Here is a 20589-nt window from a genome sequence, read left to right as displayed (position 1 = left end):
GGTGCAGGCGGGTCCGCTCCTCGTTCGTGACGCGAAGCATTCCGGCGATACCGTCCGCTTTGACCATATGGCGCCGTTTCGACGCGAGCGCTTCGATCTCGACGATCTCGCCAAGACGAACCCAGGGCGCCCAACGTTGGCACCACGATGTCATGTCTTGGCGCGCGAGGGCGAGCGCTGCCGCTCTCACATAGCCAAGGCAGAACTCGCGATCATCTGTGTCCTCTGGGTCCGGTATCGTGATACCGTGGCGATGACGGATGACGTCCTCGATCTCTCGCAGCCGCATTATCGAAAGCGAGAATTTCGCATCGGTACGATCACGCTTCGGTTTCTCCGCAAGGATGCACCGGCCGATCTTCAGGAGAGCTTTTCCCGTCATCACTCGCCCCGCAGTTCTGCCGCGTTGGCGTGCGTGATCGCTTCGGAAGCCTGTTCGCGGGTGAGAGCAAACCGTTCGACTATCTCCGCAACGGCGCTGTTGGGTGAGGTGGGTATGGCATCGCGACGTCGAGCATACCAACGCGCGGCTTCGAAGATCGCTTTCTCGACTGATCCCATACCGAAAACGCTCACAGCGTCCTCCTTCGGATGGCATCAGCCTCGCGCAACGCCTGACAGGCTTCGATCGGGGTGAGGCCGAACCGCTTGCGCAGCGCTGGAACGATTGGATGCGGCGGCGGGGTTTCCCCCGCCAGCCAGTTTGCAGCCTCGTCGATCGAGGCGCTGGTTTCGTGGTCGAGGCCGGTGCTGCCGCCGATGGGGACTTCTGTCATTACGCCCTCCGAAGCTCAGGCGTGACGATCTCGGCGACGTCAACGATCCGGCGGGCGATCCAGATCAGGAACCCGGAGAGCCAATAGCGTGCAATGTTGAGGCCGCGCTTCATGAAGGATCCTCCGTGCGACACTCCGCGTTGTGCGCGGCGGTCCACTGGTCAATGACGATAGTCGCCTGTTCCCGGCATTCGGCCGCGACAAAGCTCATCAGTTCGCCCACCCGTTCGCAGACCCTGTAGTACCGACCGCGGCGGTCCTCGCTGATCTTGCTGATCTCCTCCACGTGCATGTGATCGATCAGCTCGGCGAGACGCTGCATTCGGTAGAGCGGCATCTCGAGATCTTCGAAAGCCTTTTCGTATCTCTCCTTCATGCTGTGGCCCTCCCGCTTACTCGCTGGTGAGCCACGTTCCACCGCTCGCGAACCGCCTTGATGGCGAGATCCGCTTCCGATGCGAGATGCAGGATTGTCTCGGCCTCGTCCTCCGTCAGGCGATAGCCCTTGTTCGTGAGCGTGTGGTCGAGAATGACGTCGAGAGCGAGCGAACAGACCTGTGCATGGTTGATCGTGCCATCAAGCTCGAAGAGCTCACTCTGGGCGAGTCCGTCCGCATCTGGCATCGCAGGCCGCGCGGTGTTATCTACTGCCGTAGTCATTCCGTTTTCCTTGGTAGGGTTCTCGGGTGATTTCGGGTCGGTGGAGGCTGCAACCTCGCCGACCCTTTCGTTTTTCGGGGTGCTGTCCGTCACGCGGCGTCCTCCTCGTAATCCGCTTCCTGGGACGCGTTTTTCATCCGTCCGCTTGTGTAGGGGTGCTTCCCACTCCGAAAGGGCCAGAGCGCACAATTCACGCTCTCACACTGCCGAATTTCGGAATGCTGCCCAACACAGCAATCAAGGCACTTCGCCCGGATCGCCTTCATCGGACTGACAGGCTCATGACCGGCTTGCGCCGCGACATCAGCCGTCGGCGGCCAGACCGCCGAGAGATCGGTTCGGGAGGTCATGCTGCCGTCTCCTTGAAAAAGTTGATGAGGGTGGTGCGATCCGCGACCCATCGCCCACCGATCTTCTTCGCGGGGATCTCACCCTTCTCAAGCAAATTGAACGTCACCCGTTCAGACCTCTTGATGACCTTCGAGATCGAGCCGGCGCCCCATACCGGGTCAAACGCCCCGTCTGTGCTTTCTGCCATTCCGTTTACCTTTCGTTCATTGATGGCTGCTAGCCATAACTGAACATGGCTGACAGCCATTGCTTGTGTCAATTGAAAAATTATGGCTGGTAGCCACTTATGAGTAAAAAGCCCACACAGCCGCAGGATAAGTACGTTCTTCGCCTTCCTGACGGGATGCGGGATCGCATCAAGGCGGCTGCAGACGCGAACAACCGATCGATGAACGCCGAAATTGTCGCGCTACTCGATCAATTCTATCCGGAGCCGCAGCCGGAAATGTCCGCCCCGATGAGGGAGATTGAGGACATCCTGCTTCGGCGTCGGATGGGCCGAAGCTTCCCGGGTGAGTTTGAAGCCTTGCCGAGAACATTACAGGAGCTTGTGCTTCGAGATGAACTCGCCGAACGAATGGGCGGCGCAAGACCGATGAACCATAGCGAATTGCTGAAGGATCTGGGGATCGACGAGGACGACGAGTGAGCGTCCGCCGCCGCACATGGACGACGAACGGCGTCGAGAAGTCCGCATGGGTCTGCGACTATGTCGACGGAAGCGGCAAGCGCCGGCTGAAGAGCTTCGCCCGGAAGAAAGAGGCGGACGCCTTCGCCGCGACGGCCAGCGTTGAGGTCCGGGACGGGACGCATGTCGCGGACAGTGCCAGCGCCACCATCGAAAACGCTGCGAACCTATGGCTGAAGTCGTGCGAGCGCCGTGTCGAGCATGGAACGCTCGTTCAGTATAGGCAGCATGTCCGGCTTCATATCGTCCCGATGATCGGACATACGCTTCTCTCGCGTCTCACGGTGCCATCCGTTCGCCAGTTCGAAGAAGACATGATCGCGGCCGGGCGCTCGTCATCGATGCTGCGCAAGGTCATGGTAACGCTCGGGTCGATCATCTCCGATGCGCAGGAACGCGGCCTGGTTGTGAGGAACGCTGTTCGGGACAAAGGCCGGGCTCGACAAAAGGGGCGCGACAGGCGCGCTGAGAAGCGCCAGAGAGGGCGCCTGAAGGTCGGCGTCGACATTCCGACCCGTGACGAGGTGAAGGCGCTTATCGGCGTTCTGGAAGGCCGCTGGCGCCCTGCGATGTTGACCTTCATCTTCGCCGGCTTGCGAGCCTCCGAACTGCGCGGCCTGCGATGGGAAGACGTCGACCTCGATCGGGGCTTGATCCACGTTCGCCAGCGCGCGGACTTCCTCAACACGATCGGAGCGCCGAAGTCGGAAGCGGGCGAGCGGACGGTCCCGGTCCTGCCTATGGTCGTCAACGCTCTCCGGGAATGGAAGCTCGCTTGCCCGATCGGGGATCTCGGTCTTGCCTTCCCGAACGGTGCCGGGAACGTCGAGAGCCATACGAACATTGTGAAGCGCGGCCTGCATCCGGCATGGATCAACGCGGGTGTGATCGTCGAGGGCGATGATGGGCCGCTGCCGAAATACACCGGCCTCCATTCGCTTCGCCATTTCTTCGCGTCGTGGTGCATCAACCGGAAAGAGGATGGCGGTCTCGGCCTGCCTCCAAAGAGCGTTCAGGAACGGCTTGGACATGCCACGATCGCTCTGACGATGGACACCTATTCGCACCTGTTTCCGTCGAACGATGACGCCGCCGAACTGGCTCTCGCTGAGGCTGCATTCCTTGGTTGATGCGACAAGAACGCGACATGGAGCCCGCAAACCTATGTGGCGCAAGCTCTCAAAAGAGACTTTTAATCTGTAGGTCCAGGGTTCGAGTCCCTGCGCGCCCACCAACGCTCTCAGGCACGTCGCAATGCGCCGACTTCCCTTGATCTAAGGGGCCGTCCTTTACCCTCTGCGACTCCATGCGTCAAAAGATGCAATATGAAACTTGCTTCCGAACAGCTGAAACACTCCTATCGAGAACGATAGCTTCCAGAGTTGAACCGTCAAATCGTGCTCGCGATGCGATTCGAGCACTTGCCTGCGGCATATCGAACGCAGGTCTCCATTTAGCCATTCAGCGACATATTTCGTGCCGAGGCAAAACGGGAAGGGACGCCCACTTTGGATAGACGATTTAGATTCGTTCTATGGAACTGCTTGGCCGTAGGGATCGTGATCGCGTTGTCAGTCGCAGGATGTCAGGCGCTATCTCCATAGAGTTATAAGAGCGAGGGCACGGGGAGCTAAGATGGATCCTGAACAGCAATACCCGGGCCGCAGGAAATCAAACGGCAGTGCGTTCTTCATCGTACTCGTCGCTGCGGCGTTTATCGCTGTGCTCACATTTATTCTCATAGACCTTCGAGGCTCTGATCAATATGGACCATTCCAGATCGGGACCGAAAACGACGACGGGAACGCTCCTGTCCTGGACTCGCCGATTATCAATGAGGCTGAGTGAGTGTCCCGCTTGATCACGGAGTGTTTTCCGATGGTTGCGGGCGACAGTGCGAGCTTTGTCCGTTGGCCATTGTAAGATCTTAGAGTCGCAGCGTGCTCTTTTTTAGGAACGCTCCCACGACGCCTGACCGAGCGGCAGCCGCCACTGGAATTCGGCCGGCCTGAGACGAGTTGCTCTTAAACGGCGGCGAACCTTTTTCGTTACAATCTTTCGGCGATACGGTCAGCGACGCGCAGGGCGTTAGCGATGATGGTGAGGGTGGGGTTCACGGCGCCGATCGATGGGAAAAAGCTCGCATCGGTGACGTAGAGATTTTCGATGCCATGGGCGCGGCAATCGAGGTCGAGAACGCTTTGTTTCGGGTCTTCGCCAAAGCGCAGGGTGCCGGCCTGGTGTGCGGTTCCGCCGATCGGCGTGTTCTTGCCGAGATAGAGCTTCTGATCGAGGAGGTGGGGGTGAATTTCTGCCTTGTCACAGATCTGGCGAAGTGTCTCACGCAAGATCCCATGCGCTTCCATATTGGTGGGCTCAAGATCGAGATGAACCTGACCGTTGCGGTAGTAGATGCGGTTATCCGGGATCGGCAGGTCTTCCGAGGTCAGCCAGAAATCGATGGAATGGCGCGCGATCCAGTCGAAAGGCTGTTTAGGCAGCCAGTGGAGCATCTCCGGCAAGCCCTCGGCCTCGATCTGGATGCCGTCCGACTTGCCGACCATCTGGATATGGCCCAGCGGGAATTCGTGCGGATTGGCCGGCGACTTGTCATGGGCGTGATAGTAGTCGTTGAGTCCGAGCGTCTTCTGGAATTCGGTCGGGTTCGGCGTGCGCGAGATGGCGAGAACCGTCGCGTTGTTGTGGCGTACGTAATTTCGACCGACCTGCCCCGATCGATTGGCAAGACCGTTCGGATGGGCATCATTGGCTGAACGCAGAAAGAGAAGCGCCGAGGACAGCGCCCCGCAGGCGACCACCACGATGTCACCGCGAATGGTATGGCGCTTGCCTTCGATCACGGTCTCGAGCCCCGTGATCTCCCGGCCGGCCGGATCGGTCAGCAGTTTGTCCACATAGACATTCTTGAGCAGCGTCAGGTTCGGATGGGCCTCAAGCGCCGGATCGACGCAGATGATCTGGGAATCCGACTTGCCGTTGGTGAGGCTCGGATAGCCGTCGAAGGGATCGCAGCGCAGGAGCTTGGAGTGGGGCGTCGTGGCTCCGGTCTCGTCCTGATCCATCAGCCCGCCCATGGGAAGGTGAAACGGGTGAAGACCTTCCCTCTTCCAGGATTCGGCAAGCGCCGCAATCCGGGGCTCGTGGGCGATCGGCTTGTGCTTGTATGGCTTGGGCGAGCGAGGCTCTGTCGGATCCTCGCCGCGTTGCCCGCGCACCTCGAACAGCTCTTCGGCCGCCTGATAATAGGGTTCGAAGACATCATATTTGACCGGCCATTCCGGGGAAAGCCCGCCGGAATGGCGTATCTCACCGAAGTCCTCTTCCCGCAGGCGGAATAGGACCGCGCCATAGACCTTGGAATTGCCGCCGACGAAATAATGAAGGCCCGGCTTGAACGTCTCGCCGGACTCCGAGGTCCAGGTCTCGTCCACCTGATAGCGACCATCCACGAACACCGCTTTGGTATCCCAATTCTCGCGTTCGCGCTTCAGATAATCTCCGCGCTCAACGAGAAGGACGCGCTTGCCGGTCTGCGCGAGCTTCCAGGCCATGGTCCCGCCGCCCGGGCCCGAACCCACGATCACCACATCGTAGCGCTCTTCGATTTCAGCAGTCATGGAAGCCTCGTCATTCTATCGGGTGGCCGGATGCGATCAGATAGGATCGCAATCGACCTCGCCCATTCCGTAGATCGATCGACAGGAATAAGGCCGATTGGCCAATCCGTGCTTGCGTCGCGGCGCGTGCCGGATTATCTGTCCCCACGGCGGAGCGTAGCGCAGTCTGGTAGCGCACTTGGATGGGGTCCAAGGGGTCGGAGGTTCGAATCCTCTCGCTCCGACCATTTTCTTGAAAAATCGAGAACGACTCGGCAGCGTCAGAACGCGTCTGCGCCAACTGCTGCAAGCCCTGCCCGGCCGCATTCGAGATCCTGATCGCCCGTTCCCGAGCCCACACCGATGCCACCGACGACCTCGCCGTCGAAGGCGATCGGCAGGCCGCCGGGAAGGCCGGTCACGCTCAGTTGGGTCGCAAGCTCGATATGCGGGCGCATATGGTCGGGCACACTGCCCGAAGGAGTGCGATTGGACGCGGCGGTGCGCGCCTTGGTGAGCGCGCTCTTGCGGCTGAGAAACTTTGCGCCGGTCATCCGCACCTCGGCGATCGTTTCGCCCGAGGCATCGACCACCACGATGCATTGCGGCTGGCCGATCTCGCTTGCCTTGTCGATCGCCGCCGAAATCATGGCAAGCGCGCCCTCATGGGTGAGAACCTTGGTGTCTTTGGTGTTCATCGGTTCATTTCCTCCAACCGGTTGTCTTGGTCTACCGGACAAACCTGTCGCTTCCCGCGGCAAGTCAATATTTCGCTGACCAAAAGCGATGACCTCGACCGGATCTGCGCCCTGATGTTCTCGCGCGAACCAGGTCAAAGCACGAGCCTAGTTGGGGGTTTCGCTTGTCACCGGAATAGTGGTCGTCAGCCCGCGTTCGACCCGACCTTCCAGATCGATGGTCTTGCCGACATAAGGCACGATCCGTCCCTCGATCGTGCAGTCGTTGCCGACGAGTTCGCCGTTCTCGCCAAACGCGCCGGCACAGAAAGCCTGACCCGGCAAGCGCAGCTTTTCGGCGGTCAGGCCGATGAAATTGAGGAGCGTGCCGTTGGACGAAGGCTGGCAGCCGATATTAATGACGGCTTCGAAAGACCCTTCGTTTGCGGCGAAACTCTCCACCGTGTGGGCGTTCTGGTCCCAGCGAAGGGTCGGATCGATCGGCAGGTAGCTCGGGATCGCGACACCGAAAAGACTGGTGATATCATTGATGTTCAGCGTCAAAGGCGTGCAGATCTCGGACGCGTTGAGCCGCTCGGTCAGAATGTCGGGCGTCAGCAATGGTGCTTGTGTCTGCGCCTCTGTCGGCGCGGCCGCGGCGGGTGTGTCGGGTGCCGCATCGGACGGCGTCTGCGCAAGCGCCTGCGCGCTGAGACCAAGGCTGCAGGCAAGAATGCCAGCGATTGTGAGAATCGGTTTCAAAGTCGTAACATCCTTTAAAGATCAGGGATTCGGCCGACTGGGCTCGAGGTGTCGAGCACTGAAATAGGAATTGGCGAGGATATCGAAACCGGCTGAAACCGTGACTTGCACGCATTCCGGGCCAAGTGAATGGAGCGTGACTATCGAGACCGCCGATTAACGAAGATTATGGGACCGCCCCTTGAGTGCCATCATCGCCAAGCGCCTTCTCGCTGCAATCCCTGTGCTGTTTGGCCTGTCGATCATCGTCTTCCTGATGATCGCGCTGATTCCCGGCGATCCGGCGACCGCCATTCTTGGCTCATATGCGACGCCGGAGAATGTACGGGAGCTGAACGCCGATCTCGGGCTCGATAAGTCCCTGCCGCAGCAGTATTTCACCTGGCTTTCGGGTGTCCTCCAGGGCGATTTCGGCCGCTCCTACGCGCTCAACCGCCCGGTTATCGACGAGGTGCTGGAGCGCTTTCAGGCGACGCTGATCCTCGCCGGGGCATCTCTGTTTCTCGCCTCGCTCTTCGGGCTTTTGGCAGGGATCGTTTCGGCGGTTCGCCAGTTCGGGTTTGCCGACAAGGCGATCACGATCGCGGTGCTGATCGGCATTTCGGTGCCATCCTTCTGGCTGGGTCTCATCCTCATCCTGTTTTTCGCGGTGAAGATCAGGCTGTTTCCGGCGAGCGGCATGGAGGCGGTCTATGGCGGCGGCGGGCCGCTCGACATCCTCCACCATCTGGTTCTTCCGTCCGTGACCCTCGCTGTCGTCGCGACCGGCGTAATTGCACGGCTCACCCGCACGGCGATGCTGGAGGTTCTGCGGCAGGATTATATCCGCACGGCCCGGGCAAAGGGGCTTTCCGAGAGGCGGGTGATCTATGTCCACGCGTTCAAGGTGGCGCTTGTCTCGGTCATCCCGGTGATTGGCATCCAGGCCGGCTTCGTGCTCGGCGGCGCGGTTTATATCGAGACCGTGTTCCAGTGGCCCGGCATCGGCGCGATGCTCGTGAATGCGATTTCCCAGCGCGACATCCTGCTCGTTCAAGGCGGCGTTCTGGTGGTCGCCGCCTCCTATGTGCTGTTCAATCTTCTCGCCGACATCCTTCAGGTCGCGCTTGATCCGAGGCTGAAATGAGCGCGGTTGCTGCAAATGATCCCGAAGCGACGGCTGGCTCAGGTCGTCCATCGTCGCTCTCGCTTCTCCTCAACAACAAGCTCGCGACCTTCGGGCTCGCGGTGCTCGTGCTCGTGGTTCTCACGGCGCTCCTCGCGCCGATCCTTCCGCTTGCAGATCCGAACGCCACCGATCCGGCGAACCGCCTGATCCCCCCGTTTTCGGCCGGTCATCTCCTCGGCACGGATGCGCTCGGCCGCGACATGCTCTCCCGGCTGATCTGGGGAACGCGGGTGTCGCTTGCCGTGGGGCTCTCGGCCTCGCTGATCGCGGCCCTCGCAGGCTCTGCCATCGGCCTCGTCGCCGGCTATGCCGGCGGACGGACGGATCAGGCCCTGATGCGCTTCATCGATCTGATGATGGCCTTTCCCTATATCCTGCTCGCACTGGCGATCGTCGCCATACTCGGCCCCGGCCTCATCAACGCGCTCTATGCGATCGCGATCGTCAACGTGCCATTCTTCGCGCGCAATATTCGCGGCATCACCGTTGGGCTTGCGCGGCGAGAATTCGTCGATGCGGCGAGGCTCTCCGGCAAATCGAACCTCATGATCATCGTGACCGAGGTCCTGCCGAACGTCCTGCCGACCATCGTCATCACGCTGTCGACCACGATCGGATGGATGATACTCGAAACGGCTGGTCTCTCCTTTCTTGGTCTCGGTGCGCAGCCACCGCAGGCCGATCTGGGATCGATGCTGGGCGAAGGGCGTAAGGTGCTCTTCACCTCGCCCTTCGTATCGCTGGTCCCCGGCCTGATGATCTTCCTCATCGTCCTGTCGATCAATCTTCTTGGCGATGGCATTCGCGATGTGCTCGATCCGCGCCTTCGCTCCGGCGCACTTGCCCGCCCTTCCGCCCGCACGGCCATTGCTGGCGAAAGAGCGAAAGACGCAAGGCTGGAACAGAGCGACCGCGTTCTCGATGTGCGCGATCTCAAAACTGAATTCCGGATTGGCCGCAGCATTCACAAGGCGGTCGGCGGCGTCGACTTGGCCATTCGGCCGGGCGAATGTCTCGGGCTTCTGGGGGAATCGGGCTCGGGCAAATCGGTCACTGCGATGAGCCTCACAGGGCTCGTGCCCTCCCCGCCCGGGACGATCGCCGGAGGTCAGGTCGGATTTCTGAGTGAAGATCTACTCGATGTATCGGACAAACGCTTGCGCGATCTGCGTGGCGGCGACATCGCCTATGTCTTTCAGGACCCGCTGGCGACGCTTCATCCGCTTTTTACCGCCGGCGAACAGCTGATCGAGGCGATCCAGGCGCATCAGAGCTTCAGCCAGTCGCAGGCGCGCGACAAGGCGCTGACCTTGATGCGGCAGGTCCGTATTCCGAACGCCGAAGCGCGGATGAATGCCTATCCGCACGAGCTATCCGGCGGGCTACGCCAGCGCGTGTCCATCGCCATGGCGCTCGCAAACGATCCGAAACTGATCATCGCCGACGAACCGACGACCGCGCTCGACGTTACGGTGCAGGCACAGGTGCTGAAACTGCTCGACATTCTGCGAAAGGAACGCGGCACGGCCGTATTGTTCATTACCCACGATTTCGGCGTCGTCTCGGAAATCGCCGACCGCGTGGCCGTGATGTATGCCGGCCGTATCGTAGAGACCGGTCCGACAGACGAGGTGATGACAAACCCCGCGCATCCCTATACCCGGATGCTCGTCGATTGCGTGCCGGTGATGGGCGAACCGGACCGAAGGCTTTCCGCGATCAAGGGGCGCCCGCCTGCCGTCGACAGGCTGCCTGAGGGCTGCGCCTTCGCGCCGCGCTGCCCGCGCGCTGCTGCCGATTGCAGGACGGGCACCATTCCGATGGAACGGAAACGCGGCCACATCGAAGCGCGATGCATTCATCCACTTGCGGCCGGTGAAACGCTGGAGGCCAACGCGTGAGCCCCCTTCTGGACGTCACCAACCTGACACGCCGGTTCGGCGGCGGTCGGACGATCTTCGGACGCGCCAAACCCGAGCTGACCGCTGTTCGCGGCGTCGATTTTGCGATCGAACGAGGCGATACGCTCGGCATTGTCGGCGAGTCGGGCTGCGGGAAATCCACCCTCGCGCGCATGCTGGTGGGTCTCGATGCGCCGAGCGAGGGCATCATCCGGCTGAATGGCAAAGACTTGACGGACGGAGGCGCGAAAGCGCTCGCGCAGAAAGTGCAGTATGTGTTTCAGGACCCGGTTTCATCGCTCAATCCGCGCCACCGGATTCGGGCGATCCTCGAAGCGCCGATGAAGCATCTGCGGGGATTAAATGCGCGGGATCGGAAAATCCGACTTGAAGAGCTCTGCGAAGCCGTCAATCTCGATCCGGCGTTTCTCGAACGCTATCCGCATGAATTTTCCGGCGGTCAGGCCCAACGCATCGGTATCGCGCGAGCGCTCGCGGCCGATCCGGAGATCATCGTTCTCGACGAACCCGTTTCGGCGCTCGACGTTTCCGTTCAGGCGCAGGTCCTGAACCTCCTTGGCCGCCTGAAACGCGAGCGTGACCTGACTTATATCTTCATCAGCCACGATCTGGCAGTGGTGGAGAGCGTCGCAACGAGGCTCGCCGTGATGTATTTTGGACGGATCGTGGAAGAGGCACCAGATCACAGTGCCTTCGGTTCACCGCTTCACCCCTACACGGATCTTCTCTTGCGTTCTGCTCCGGTTCCCGGCCAGAAACGCATGTCCGAAGGCGGCGATACCGGCGAACTGCCGAACCCTTACGATCCGCCGAAAGGCTGCGCTTTCGCCGAGCGATGCCCGAAGGCAGAGAGCGATTGCCGAAAGACAGATCCAGCGCTCGAAGCGAAGATGGCAGGCTCGGATCGGCGGGCTGCCTGCCATCATCCGGTCACCGTTTGATACCGCCGGACAAATGAATTGACCGACAGGTCAATTCTGGTCCGACGAGTGGCTCGGGCGCCGCTCGGGCTCCCGAGGGCCGTATGAAACCATTGGTTTCAAAGGCCCGTGGGTATGACAAGCTTCCGGCGCTGACTTGAAGAGTGTGATGCCACGGTCATCGACTGTCGCAGGACGCAAAAATCTCGCGCCCGATCAGGTCGCACGCGAGATGTTTGTCGAGTCTTCACCATACCGGCCGCGATGCGCGTCGGTTGGGCTCCGGAGAAATGCCTCAGGCCGCCGCTTTTCGATGCGAACGCGATCCACCGGATGAAGAGCTGCTCGAATGGCCGGCGGCATCATCGAACTGGAAGCGTCGCGCGATGCTGTCGAGCTTCCGCGCTTCAGCCGCGAGCGACCTTGCGGAGGCTGTCGCCTCTTCGACGACGGCTGCGTTCTGCTGAGTGACCTTGTCCATATTGTCGGCGGCGCCGCTCAGCTCGCGAAGGCCTGTTGCCTGTGAGGTCGCGGCGGTCGCGATCTCGTTGATGACATCCGACATCGTCTTCACTTCGTGGACGATCTCGTCGAGGCTCTTGCCGGACGCTGTCACGAGCTCGACGCCGAGCGATACCTGTTCGGAGGAGGTGGAGATCAACCCCTTGATCTCCTTGGCAGCTTGTGCGGAGCGCTGGGCAAGCGCACGCACTTCCTGCGCCACCACGGCAAATCCGCGACCTGCCTCTCCGGCGCGCGCCGCCTCTACGCCAGCGTTGAGCGCGAGAAGGTTGGTCTGAAAGGCAATTTCATCGATCACGGAGATGATCTGATTGATCCGGTTTGACGACTCTTCGATCTGGGTCATCGCTCCGATCGCTTTGGTGACGACGGCGCCGCCGCTTTCAGCCTTGGAGCGCGCACTCTGCGCGACTTTCTTCGCTTCGCCGGTATTCTTTGCGGTCTCATCGACGGCCCGCGAGATCTCGTTCAGCGCAGCGACTGTCTGTTCGAGCGTTGCAGCTTGGTGCTCGGTCCGCCGGGAGAGATCGTCCGACGTACTCGCGATTTCTTCCGATGTGGATGAGACGGAGCGGACCGATGTCGCGACCTCCGACAAGGCGAGCGAGAGTGCGACGACCGCCGAATCGAAGTCGTTTCCGATCTTGTCGAAACCGTCCGGCATGTCCTTGGAAGCACGAACGCAGAGGTTGCCTGATGCGATCTTCGAAAGACCGTTCGCAAGCACGTCGAAAGCCCGCTTCTGCTTCGCTGTAGCGGCTTCTTCCGCCTTTTTCTGCTCTTCCTGCAAGTTTCTCAAATCGACCATGATGGTCATGTCGACGAGGAAGCAGGAGAGCGCCGGCCGCTCATCGACTTCGGTCGCAACAAACGTGACAAAACCGGGAAACTGCGAGCCATCAAGGCGCTTGATGCGCCACTCGAAACGGGTAATGCCGTCGCGAACCGCGTTTTTCATATGCGCGGTGAGACCGTCGGCGCTTTTACTACCGTCCGGCTGCAATTCGGGCGAAATTTGAACGGGTTTCAGTCCGGTAATCTGCTCTTTCGGGCCTTTCAGAAATATCTCGGTTGCAGCGTTGCAGTCCGAAATGACGCCGTCCTGAATGATGAACAAAGCGTCCGGGGAAGTCCTGAAGAGCGCTTCAGCCACCTGCTCGCCGTAGCTGAGTTTTTGACGTTTTTTCTTGAACAAGTCTAAGTTCCCTCGATCCAGCACCCGTGAATGCCCGTCCCATCATGAAGGAAATTCATCAACGAAACGTTAGAGACCGGCTATTTTAATGAAATCTTCATCGATATACCGGCGGTCCGGCGGTCCCTCGAATACAGTCTGACTGGCGTCACGTCCGACGGAGGTTTCGGCCTGCAGGTGCAGGAGATTTGTAGGCCCAGCGGCTTGCGCAGGTCTTGAATCAGTCTGGCGCGTCCGCGACATCGACGACGCGCAGACGAACTTGCTCCTGCCCTCGAAAACGGTCGAGCGAGAGAGAGCCGGCAATATGGATCGGGCGATCCGACCGGTTCAGCAGCCGCTCGCCGATCGGCGTTTCGGCCTGCTTGAAGGCGATGATATCCGCCCGCCCACCAGACGGCCCGCCGACATTCGCGCGAACATGAGCGTGGCCGACGATGGAGGCGTTGAGGACACGCAGGTTTCCAAGAGCGAAGACCGGCGTCGAATGCCCCTGCCCGAATGGCCCAGCCGCCTCGACGGCACGGTAGAGATCCGGCGAAAGGCCGGATGCGCCGAGAGCCCCGTCGATGCTCAGGCTTTCGCTCGCCCGGGTGCGGTTTACGGCCTCCAGCGCACGCTCCTCGACGAAGGCGCGAAAGTCGGACATGCGCTCTCGCTGGATGGTGATGCCAGCCGCCATTGCGTGGCCGCCGCCCTTATCGAGAATCCCCTCGGCCACCGCATCGCGCACGAGCCGGCCGAGATCGACACCGCTGATCGAACGGCCGGAACCGCTTCCCTTTCCGTTCGCATCGAATGCTACGGCGAAGGCCGGTCTGCGAAAGCGCTCCTTGAGCCTTGCCGCCAAAAGGCCGACGATTCCCGGATGCCAGTCGCTTGAGGAGGTCACGAGAACGGGAGGCCCCTCCCCGGTTCCGATCTCGCGCAGAACCGCCTCTTCGGCATCGCGGAGCATGACCTGCTCCATGGCCTGACGCTCCCGGTTGAAACCGTCGAGCCTTACCGCGAGCGCTTCGGCCTCAGCCGCATCGCTGAGGCAGAGGAGACGGCTTCCGAGCGCCGCATCGCCGATCCGTCCCCCGGCATTGATTCGGGGACCAAGCAGGAAGCCCAAATGATGAGGCTCGATCGGACCGGAAAGCCGCGCGATCCGTGTCAGTGCGGAGAGCCCGACATTTTCCATCGTCCGCATCACCTTTAGGCCCTGAACGACGAAGGCGCGGTTGAGCCCGGTCAGCGGAACCACGTCGCAGACCGTCGCGAGCGCGACAATATCGAGCCAGGCTAGAATATCGGGCAGTTCCGTCGTGCCCCGTTTGCGCAGGGCACGGTTGACGGCGACCAGCGCCATGAAGATAACGCCGGCAGCACAAAGATAGCCGAGACCGGCGACATCATCCTGCCGGTTCGGATTAACGAGGGCCGTGGCCGCCGGAATGTCCGGTCCCGTCTGGTGATGATCGAGAACGACGACATCGGCCCCGGCAGCCTTTGCGGCCTCGATTGGATCGAAGCTGGCGGTGCCGCAATCGACCGTGACGACAAGGCTCGCCTCAGAGGCGAGTTCACCCATGGCGGCAACGCTCGGCCCGTACCCTTCCGTCACGCGGTCGGGGATGTAGATGCGGGCATCGATCCCGAAATGGTTCAGATATCGCCACATAAGCGCGGCCGAGGATGCCCCGTCCACATCGTAGTCACCGAAGATCGCGACACGTTCACGCTTTTCGATGGCCGAGGCGATCCGATCGGCCGCCGCGTCCATATCGGTGAGAGCGGACGGGTCCGGCATTAGGTCACGCAGGCGCGGCGCGAGGAAGACGTGGGCCTCATCGCCCGTCACGCCGCGGGCAGCGAGCACGCGCGCGACGATCTCGTCGATCCCCTGCTTTTGGCTCATCGCGAGCGCCAGCGCTTCGCCGCGCTCGTCGAGCGCCGCGCGCCACTTGCGTCCGCTGAGCGACTGCTCCACTCCCAGAAATGCTTGTCCGTTCCGCGCCATGACGCCCTCATAGACGATGCGGCGGCCGAGCGGGAGGGCAAGCGGACGCAGTGGTCCAAACCTTTCGTCGACAGCCGGCCGGCGCCTGCGGCCCAGATGCCGCAGCGCCTTGATTCACCTCTGCCGAGCGATACCCTTACCTCGACAGAACGATTGAAATGGCGGGCCAGCCTTGATCTATATTTTTCTGAACATCGTTCCCATCCTCGCAGCGACGATCGCCAGCCTTGCGTTCGGAGCCGCCCTTGCGGCGGTCGTGCCGTCCTCAGGTGCCGGCAATCGGCGGTCCATTGGCTTTATCGCGATCGTCTTCCTTGCCGAATTCTGGCTCTGCTCGATCCTTGCCGGCGCGCTGATTCTCGCTCCGCCGGAAGCCGGCGAATGGACGATGGCCCTCGGGAGTGCCGTCGTCATCTGGATCGGCTTCGTCGTCCCCGCGCTCGTGGTATCCCTCGGCTACCGCAACGTATCGGTGGGGCGGACCGCGCTTCATTGTGCCCATTGGTTCGGCGCGATGTTCATCATGGCTCTGGTTCTGAAGACGATCGGTCTCGTTCCGCCGCCAGGTGCGCCGGGTGCTTCCGGCTGACGAACCCAAGAGTTGCGCCAAGCGCGCGCCCTGCCCCTTTGTCGCTGCGATGCGTTGATGCTAAAGCGCCGATAAGACTCTACCTTGTCATGAAAGACGTCATGGACAACGATATCGCCATCACGCCGGACCTCATCGCGGCGCACGGCCTGAAGCCGGACGAATACGAGCGCGCGCGCGGGCTGATCGGCCGCGATCCGACGATCACCGAGCTTGGCATCTTCTCGGCCATGTGGAACGAGCACTGTTCCTACAAATCGTCCAAGAAGTGGCTGCGAACCCTCCCGACGAAGGGCGAGCGCGTGATCCAGGGACCGGGCGAAAATGCCGGTGTCGTTGATATCGGCGATGGGCTCTGCGTGGTCTTCAAGATGGAGAGCCACAACCACCCGTCCTTCATTGAGCCCTATCAGGGTGCGGCGACAGGCGTTGGCGGTATCCTCCGCGATGTCTTCACCATGGGCGCACGACCGATCGCGGCGATGAACGCTCTGCGCTTCGGCGAGCCAAGCCATCCCAAAACACGCCATCTGGTTGCGGGCGTCGTCGCGGGCGTCGGCGGATACGGCAATTCCTTTGGCGTTCCGACCGTCGGCGGCGAGGTGAATTTTCACGCGCGCTACAACGGAAACTGCCTCGTCAATGCCTTTGCCGCCGGTCTCGCGAAAACCGACGCCATCTTCTATTCGAAGGCCGAGGGTGTTGGACTTCCCGTCGTCTATCTCGGCGCAAAGACCGGACGCGACGGGGTTGGCGGCGCGACCATGGCATCGGCAGAATTCGACGAGACCATCGAAGAGAAGCGCCCGACCGTTCAGGTGGGCGACCCCTTTACCGAAAAGTGCCTGCTGGAAGCCTGCCTTGAACTGATGCAGACGGGCGCCGTCATCGCGATCCAAGACATGGGCGCGGCGGGGCTCACCTGCTCGGCGGTCGAGATGGGCGCGAAGGGCGATCTCGGCATCGAGCTCGACCTCAATGCCGTGCCGGTTCGCGAAACATCCATGACGCCCTACGAGATGATGTTGTCGGAGAGCCAGGAGCGCATGCTCATGGTGCTGCGGCCAGACAAGCGCGAGGTCGCAGAAGCGATCTTCAAGAAGTGGGATCTCGACTTCGCCATCGTTGGCAAGACCACCGACGACAAGCGATTCCGCATCATGTTCGACGGCAAAGAGGTTGCCGATCTTCCGATCAAGGAACTGGGCGACGAAGCGCCGGAATATGATCGTCCGTGGGTAGAATCGAAGCCACGTGCGGAGATTGCGGCAGCCGATCTCGCCGAGCCCGCCGATTACGGCGCGGTGCTTCTGAAGCTTCTCGGCTCGCCGGACCTCTGCTCGCGCCGTTGGGTCTATGAACAATACGATACGCTGATCCAGGGCAACACGCTGCAGCGACCGGGCGGCGACGCAGGTGTCGTGCGCGTCGACGAGCATCCGACGAAGGCGCTCGCCTTCTCGTCCGATGTCACGCCTCGCTACTGCGATGCCGATCCCTATCGTGGCGGGGCCCAAGCCGTCGCAGAATGCTGGCGCAACCTGACGGCCGTCGGCGCGACGCCACTGGCAGCGACCGACAACCTCAATTTCGGCAATCCGGAAAAGCCGGAGCTGATGGGCGTGTTCGTCAAGGCCGTCGAAGGCATTGGCGCGGCCTGCGAGGCCCTGTCCTTCCCGATCGTTTCAGGCAATGTCTCGCTATACAACGAGACCTACGGGCAGGCGATCCTGCCGACCCCGACGATCGGCGGTGTCGGCTTGATCGAGGACCGCACGAAGACCGCCACGATCGGCGCGATGGAAGACGGCGATATTCTCTTCCTCGTCGGCGCGGATGGGACCCATCTCGGCGCCTCAATCTATCTGCGCGAGATCGAAGGTCGTGAAGAAGGCAGCCCGCCGCCGGTCGACTTCGATGCCGAGCACCGCCATGGCGATTTCGTTCGCAAGCTGATCACCGGCGGGATCGCCAAGGCCTGCCATGACCTTTCCGACGGCGGCCTTGCGGTCGCACTTGCCGAGATGTGCATCACTTCGGGGCGCGGCATGCGGATCGATGCCGGGCAGGGCTTCGGCCACGCTCTCCTCTTCGGCGAGGATCAGGCTCGTTACGTGATCGCGGTCAAGCCGGAAGAAGCGGAGCGGATTGCGAAGGAAGCCGAAATCGCGGGCGTCCCGGTTCGCCGCTTGGGCGTTGCCGGCGGTACCCGCCTGACAATCGACAATCGTCTGGACCTCGATGTCGGCAACATCACGGTCGCACACGAAGGCTGGTTCCCGGACTTCATGTCTGGCGAGATCGTCGAACCGGCAGCGGCCTGAACGATAACGGGGCGAAGCGATTGCAGGGCGGGCGCTTCGCGCTTACCTTCGCAGAAGAAAGCCGAAACAAGCGAGGAAACCGCCGATGCCGATGAATGCCGGTGATATCGAACGCATGATCAAGGAAGCGATTCCCGACGCGTCCGTCACGATCCGTGATCTTGCAGGCGATGGCGATCACTATGCGGCCGAGATCGTTTCGGAAAGCTTCCGGGGCAAATCGCGCGTTCAGCAGCATCAGGCGGTCAACCGCGCGCTGAAGGGCAAATTGGGTGACGAACTTCATGCACTCGCATTGCAGACAAGCGCCCCGAAGGATTAGTCGGTCGGACACGCAAACTGGAAACGGCCTGCCTTTCTGATTGCCGAACACCAAAATTCCCACCTCGGGCTTTCAACCCGAAGACGACAGGAAGACGAAAAATGAGCAGCATCAACGACTGGATCTCGAACGAAGTGAAGTCGAACGACGTCGTCGTTTTCATGAAGGGCACGCCGTCCTTCCCGCAGTGCGGGTTCTCCGGCCAGGTGGTCCAGATCATGGACTATATGGGCGTCGAGTATAAGGGCGTGAACGTTCTCACATCGGACGAGCTCCGCCAGGGCATCAAGGAATACAGCGACTGGCCGACGATCCCGCAGCTTTATGTAAAGGGCGAGTTCGTGGGCGGTTGCGACATCGTGCGCGAGATGTTCCAGGCCGGAGAGCTCAAGCAGCACTTCGAAGACAACGGCATTGCCACCACAGCTCCCCAGCCGGCTGCGGGCTGACACCTACCGTACAGCGAAATGCAGTCTCGAGGGCCCGCCGACAGGCGGGCTCTTGTCGTTTGTGGATACGCCGCGGCGATCAATGCGATTTGTGAAACGTACTGTTTCGTAGGCTTGCCGATATTTCTGCACCGCACAAATAACAAGCGTTACGAATAATCTGAAAGCATCATTCATGCCCGTCGCGCCGAACTCTGAAACGCGAGGCCTTCCCTATTGGGAACTCGTCACCCTGATTGCGTGTCTGATGGCGCTCAATTCGGCCGCGATCGACATTTTCATTCCCGCTCTTCAGGACATAGGCTCCGCTCTGGGTGTTGGCGCGGAAAATCAGCGGCAGCTGGTCATTACGGCCTATCTTCTCGGCTTCGGCGCGGCGCAGCTGATCTTCGGCCCACTCTCCGACCGCTTCGGGCGACGGCCGGTTCTCCTCGCCGGTCTCGGGATCTATATCGCCGCCTCGCTGGTGGCGATCGCGACCCCGACCTTCGAGGTTCTTCTCGCGCTGCGCGCCGTTCAGGGCATCGGCGCGGCGGCGACCCGCGTCATTGCGATTTCAGTGGTCCGCGACTGCTTCGGCGGCCGCAAGATGGCGAGCGTCATGTCGCTGGTCATGATGGTGTTCATGGCGATCCCGGTCGTCGCGCCGAATATCGGCCAAGGCATCATGCTGTTCGGGTCCTGGCGTGAAATCTTCGTCGCCATCGCTCTCTTCGCCTGCGCCATCGGCATCTGGGCCTTTACCCGTCTGCCGGAAACGCTCGCTCCGGAAAACAGACGGGAGCTGACCGGCAAACGCGTTTTCGAAGCGTTCCGGATCGTCGTCACGAACCGTGTCGCCTTCGGCTACACGATGGCGACATCGCTGATTTTCGGAGTTCTGTTCGGCTTCATCAATCAGGTGGAGCAGATCTTCACGCAAACCTATGAACTCGGCCCCTCCTTCACCCTGATCTTCTCGATCACCGCCGTCTTCATGTCGCTCGCGTCCTTCCTGAACTCAAGGCTCGTCGAGCGGTTCGGCATGCGCCGTCTCTCGCACGGGGCGCTGTTCGGCTTTCTGGGGCTCGCTCTCTTCCATGCCTTCGTCGCCTACGAGTTTGGCGGCGCGACGCCGATCTGGTTCTTCGTTCCTATCATCACCCTGAATTTCTGCCTGTTCGGTTTCATCGGCACGAATTTCAACTCGCTCGCCATGGACCCGCTTGGCCATGTCGCGGGAACGGCGTCCTCCGTGCTCGGCTTCATGCAGACATTCGGCGGCGGCATCTTCGGCGCGATCATCGGCTCCTATTACGACGGCAGCATCGTGCCGTTGCTGGTGGGTTTTTGCGTTCTCGGAACGGGCGCGCTCATCTGTGCGCTCGTGGCCGATGGCGGTCTTTTCAAGCGAAAGAATCGACGTCCGCGCGATCCCGAAGAACAACCGGCCGAGTAAGGCTTGCAATGATCGCACCCGCAGGACACGCGTTCCGCACGGCAAAATGTTGCCGTTCCGTGACATCCGCTAGCCGAACGGTGCACAGCCGGGGCTTGCCCGACGCTTTTGCTTGCCTAGTGCAGATCGCTTTCGCACACTTGGGATGAAGGGCCGTGACGCAGTCACGACGTTGAGCGTGATAACGCTTTGGAAACCATGTTT

20 protein-coding genes and 1 tRNA gene are annotated in these 20589 nt (G+C 61.1%); 12 read left to right on the top strand and 9 right to left on the bottom strand.

Annotated elements, in window-relative coordinates:
* Window positions 1-572: 572 nt before the first annotated feature.
* From ABDX79_RS11760 to ABDX79_RS11745, 4 genes are all read right to left on the bottom strand, one after another.
* Complete coding sequence (locus tag ABDX79_RS11760) at window positions 573-776, bottom strand: hypothetical protein (RefSeq protein WP_346220479.1); 204 nt, start codon at window positions 774-776, stop codon at window positions 573-575.
* Window positions 777-885: 109 nt separating this feature from the next.
* A complete protein-coding gene (locus ABDX79_RS11755; protein ID WP_346220478.1) occupies window positions 886-1152 on the bottom strand; it encodes a hypothetical protein in 267 nt (88 codons plus the stop codon).
* Window positions 1149-1529, bottom strand: a complete 381-nt coding sequence (locus tag ABDX79_RS11750; protein WP_346220477.1) for a hypothetical protein — start codon at window positions 1527-1529, stop codon at window positions 1149-1151. Before ABDX79_RS11750 ends, ABDX79_RS11755 begins: the two co-directional genes overlap by 4 nt.
* A gap of 253 nt (window positions 1530-1782) precedes the next feature.
* Complete coding sequence (locus ABDX79_RS11745) at window positions 1783-2034, bottom strand: DNA-binding protein (RefSeq protein WP_346220476.1); 252 nt, start codon at window positions 2032-2034, stop codon at window positions 1783-1785.
* Between the two features lie 39 nt (window positions 2035-2073).
* Between ABDX79_RS11745 and ABDX79_RS11740 the strand changes: the two genes are divergently transcribed.
* The 3 genes from ABDX79_RS11740 (at window position 2074) to ABDX79_RS11730 (ending at window position 4323) form a co-directional block, all read left to right on the top strand.
* Window positions 2074-2436, top strand: coding sequence for an Arc family DNA-binding protein (locus ABDX79_RS11740; RefSeq protein WP_346220475.1), 363 nt, complete (start codon window positions 2074-2076; stop codon window positions 2434-2436).
* Complete coding sequence (locus ABDX79_RS11735) at window positions 2433-3605, top strand: tyrosine-type recombinase/integrase (protein WP_346220474.1); 1173 nt, start codon at window positions 2433-2435, stop codon at window positions 3603-3605. Before ABDX79_RS11740 ends, ABDX79_RS11735 begins: the two co-directional genes overlap by 4 nt.
* 505 nt (window positions 3606-4110) lie before the next feature.
* Complete coding sequence (locus ABDX79_RS11730) at window positions 4111-4323, top strand: hypothetical protein (protein ID WP_346220473.1); 213 nt, start codon at window positions 4111-4113, stop codon at window positions 4321-4323.
* Window positions 4324-4523: 200 nt separating this feature from the next.
* Here the strand turns inward: ABDX79_RS11730 and ABDX79_RS11725 are convergent, their stop codons facing one another.
* Window positions 4524-6113, bottom strand: coding sequence for a GMC family oxidoreductase (locus tag ABDX79_RS11725; RefSeq protein ID WP_346220472.1), 1590 nt, complete (start codon window positions 6111-6113; stop codon window positions 4524-4526).
* A gap of 150 nt (window positions 6114-6263) precedes the next feature.
* Between ABDX79_RS11725 and ABDX79_RS11720 the strand changes: the two genes are divergently transcribed.
* Window positions 6264-6340: transfer RNA gene (locus ABDX79_RS11720), tRNA-Pro, on the top strand.
* Between the two features lie 33 nt (window positions 6341-6373).
* On the opposite strand, the gene ABDX79_RS11715 is transcribed toward ABDX79_RS11720, so the two are convergent.
* Together ABDX79_RS11715 and ABDX79_RS11710 are read right to left on the bottom strand one after the other, a co-directional pair.
* On the bottom strand, window positions 6374-6790 hold the full coding sequence (locus ABDX79_RS11715) for a GlcG/HbpS family heme-binding protein (RefSeq protein WP_346220471.1): 417 nt from the start codon (window positions 6788-6790) through the stop codon (window positions 6374-6376).
* A 147-nt stretch (window positions 6791-6937) separates the two neighbouring features.
* Window positions 6938-7531 (bottom strand): hypothetical protein, encoded by a 594-nt coding sequence (locus ABDX79_RS11710; protein WP_346220470.1) that lies wholly within the window; start codon window positions 7529-7531, stop codon window positions 6938-6940.
* A 181-nt stretch (window positions 7532-7712) separates the two neighbouring features.
* Here ABDX79_RS11710 and ABDX79_RS11705 point away from each other — a divergent pair, with 181 nt between their 5' ends.
* From ABDX79_RS11705 to ABDX79_RS11695, 3 genes are read left to right on the top strand one after another with little or no spacing between them, the layout of a single operon-like run.
* Window positions 7713-8657, top strand: coding sequence for an ABC transporter permease (locus ABDX79_RS11705; protein WP_346220469.1), 945 nt, complete (start codon window positions 7713-7715; stop codon window positions 8655-8657).
* Window positions 8654-10600, top strand: coding sequence for a dipeptide/oligopeptide/nickel ABC transporter permease/ATP-binding protein (locus tag ABDX79_RS11700; protein WP_346220468.1), 1947 nt, complete (start codon window positions 8654-8656; stop codon window positions 10598-10600). The genes ABDX79_RS11705 and ABDX79_RS11700 overlap by 4 nt, the downstream gene beginning before the upstream one ends.
* Window positions 10597-11562, top strand: a complete 966-nt coding sequence (locus ABDX79_RS11695) for an ABC transporter ATP-binding protein (protein WP_346220467.1) — start codon at window positions 10597-10599, stop codon at window positions 11560-11562. Before ABDX79_RS11700 ends, ABDX79_RS11695 begins: the two co-directional genes overlap by 4 nt.
* A 274-nt stretch (window positions 11563-11836) precedes the next feature.
* Here ABDX79_RS11695 and ABDX79_RS11690 read toward each other — a convergent pair whose 3' ends face one another.
* Together ABDX79_RS11690 and recJ are read right to left on the bottom strand one after the other, a co-directional pair.
* Window positions 11837-13258, bottom strand: a complete 1422-nt coding sequence (locus tag ABDX79_RS11690; RefSeq protein WP_346220466.1) for a methyl-accepting chemotaxis protein — start codon at window positions 13256-13258, stop codon at window positions 11837-11839.
* Window positions 13259-13478: 220 nt separating this feature from the next.
* Window positions 13479-15263, bottom strand: coding sequence for a single-stranded-DNA-specific exonuclease RecJ (recJ, locus tag ABDX79_RS11685; RefSeq protein ID WP_346220465.1), 1785 nt, complete (start codon window positions 15261-15263; stop codon window positions 13479-13481).
* Window positions 15264-15435: 172 nt separating this feature from the next.
* On the opposite strand from recJ, the gene ABDX79_RS11680 reads away from it, so the two are divergent.
* The 5 genes from ABDX79_RS11680 (at window position 15436) to ABDX79_RS11660 (ending at window position 20385) form a co-directional block, all read left to right on the top strand.
* On the top strand, window positions 15436-15852 hold the full coding sequence (locus tag ABDX79_RS11680) for a DUF1761 domain-containing protein (protein ID WP_346220464.1): 417 nt from the start codon (window positions 15436-15438) through the stop codon (window positions 15850-15852).
* A 101-nt stretch (window positions 15853-15953) separates the two neighbouring features.
* Window positions 15954-18176, top strand: coding sequence for a phosphoribosylformylglycinamidine synthase subunit PurL (purL, locus tag ABDX79_RS11675; protein WP_346220463.1), 2223 nt, complete (start codon window positions 15954-15956; stop codon window positions 18174-18176).
* Between the two features lie 85 nt (window positions 18177-18261).
* On the top strand, window positions 18262-18498 hold the full coding sequence (locus ABDX79_RS11670) for a BolA family transcriptional regulator (RefSeq protein ID WP_346220462.1): 237 nt from the start codon (window positions 18262-18264) through the stop codon (window positions 18496-18498).
* Window positions 18499-18599: 101 nt separating this feature from the next.
* Window positions 18600-18947 (top strand): Grx4 family monothiol glutaredoxin, encoded by a 348-nt coding sequence (gene grxD, locus ABDX79_RS11665; RefSeq protein ID WP_346220461.1) that lies wholly within the window; start codon window positions 18600-18602, stop codon window positions 18945-18947.
* A gap of 175 nt (window positions 18948-19122) precedes the next feature.
* On the top strand, window positions 19123-20385 hold the full coding sequence (locus ABDX79_RS11660) for a multidrug effflux MFS transporter (protein ID WP_346220460.1): 1263 nt from the start codon (window positions 19123-19125) through the stop codon (window positions 20383-20385).
* Window positions 20386-20589 lie beyond the last annotated feature (204 nt).

The sequence above is a fragment of the Fulvimarina fulva genome, from assembly GCF_039652615.1.
In the GTDB taxonomy this organism is placed as follows: domain Bacteria; phylum Pseudomonadota; class Alphaproteobacteria; order Rhizobiales; family Rhizobiaceae; genus Fulvimarina.
Note: the sequence above shows the minus strand (reverse complement) of the source record. Positions and strands in the feature narration are given on the sequence as shown.

Excerpts from the sequence above, each read along its gene's own strand:
- ABDX79_RS11745 (WP_346220476.1), bottom strand. The coding sequence starts at position 2,034 with ATGGCTGTCAGCCATGTTCAGTTATGGCTAGCAGCCATCAATGAACGA.
- ABDX79_RS11740 (WP_346220475.1), top strand. The coding sequence starts at position 2,074 with ATGAGTAAAAAGCCCACACAGCCGCAGGATAAGTACGTTCTTCGCCTT.
- ABDX79_RS11755 (WP_346220478.1), bottom strand. The coding sequence starts at position 1,152 with ATGAAGGAGAGATACGAAAAGGCTTTCGAAGATCTCGAGATGCCGCTC.
- ABDX79_RS11660 (WP_346220460.1), top strand. The coding sequence starts at position 19,123 with ATGCCCGTCGCGCCGAACTCTGAAACGCGAGGCCTTCCCTATTGGGAA.
- ABDX79_RS11715 (WP_346220471.1), bottom strand. The coding sequence starts at position 6,790 with ATGAACACCAAAGACACCAAGGTTCTCACCCATGAGGGCGCGCTTGCC.
- purL (WP_346220463.1), top strand. The coding sequence starts at position 15,954 with ATGGACAACGATATCGCCATCACGCCGGACCTCATCGCGGCGCACGGC.
- ABDX79_RS11760 (WP_346220479.1), bottom strand. The coding sequence starts at position 776 with ATGACAGAAGTCCCCATCGGCGGCAGCACCGGCCTCGACCACGAAACC.
- ABDX79_RS11730 (WP_346220473.1), top strand. The coding sequence starts at position 4,111 with ATGGATCCTGAACAGCAATACCCGGGCCGCAGGAAATCAAACGGCAGT.
- ABDX79_RS11700 (WP_346220468.1), top strand. The coding sequence starts at position 8,654 with ATGAGCGCGGTTGCTGCAAATGATCCCGAAGCGACGGCTGGCTCAGGT.
- ABDX79_RS11670 (WP_346220462.1), top strand. The coding sequence starts at position 18,262 with ATGCCGATGAATGCCGGTGATATCGAACGCATGATCAAGGAAGCGATT.
- recJ (WP_346220465.1), bottom strand. The coding sequence starts at position 15,263 with ATGGCGCGGAACGGACAAGCATTTCTGGGAGTGGAGCAGTCGCTCAGC.
- grxD (WP_346220461.1), top strand. The coding sequence starts at position 18,600 with ATGAGCAGCATCAACGACTGGATCTCGAACGAAGTGAAGTCGAACGAC.
- ABDX79_RS11725 (WP_346220472.1), bottom strand. The coding sequence starts at position 6,113 with ATGACTGCTGAAATCGAAGAGCGCTACGATGTGGTGATCGTGGGTTCG.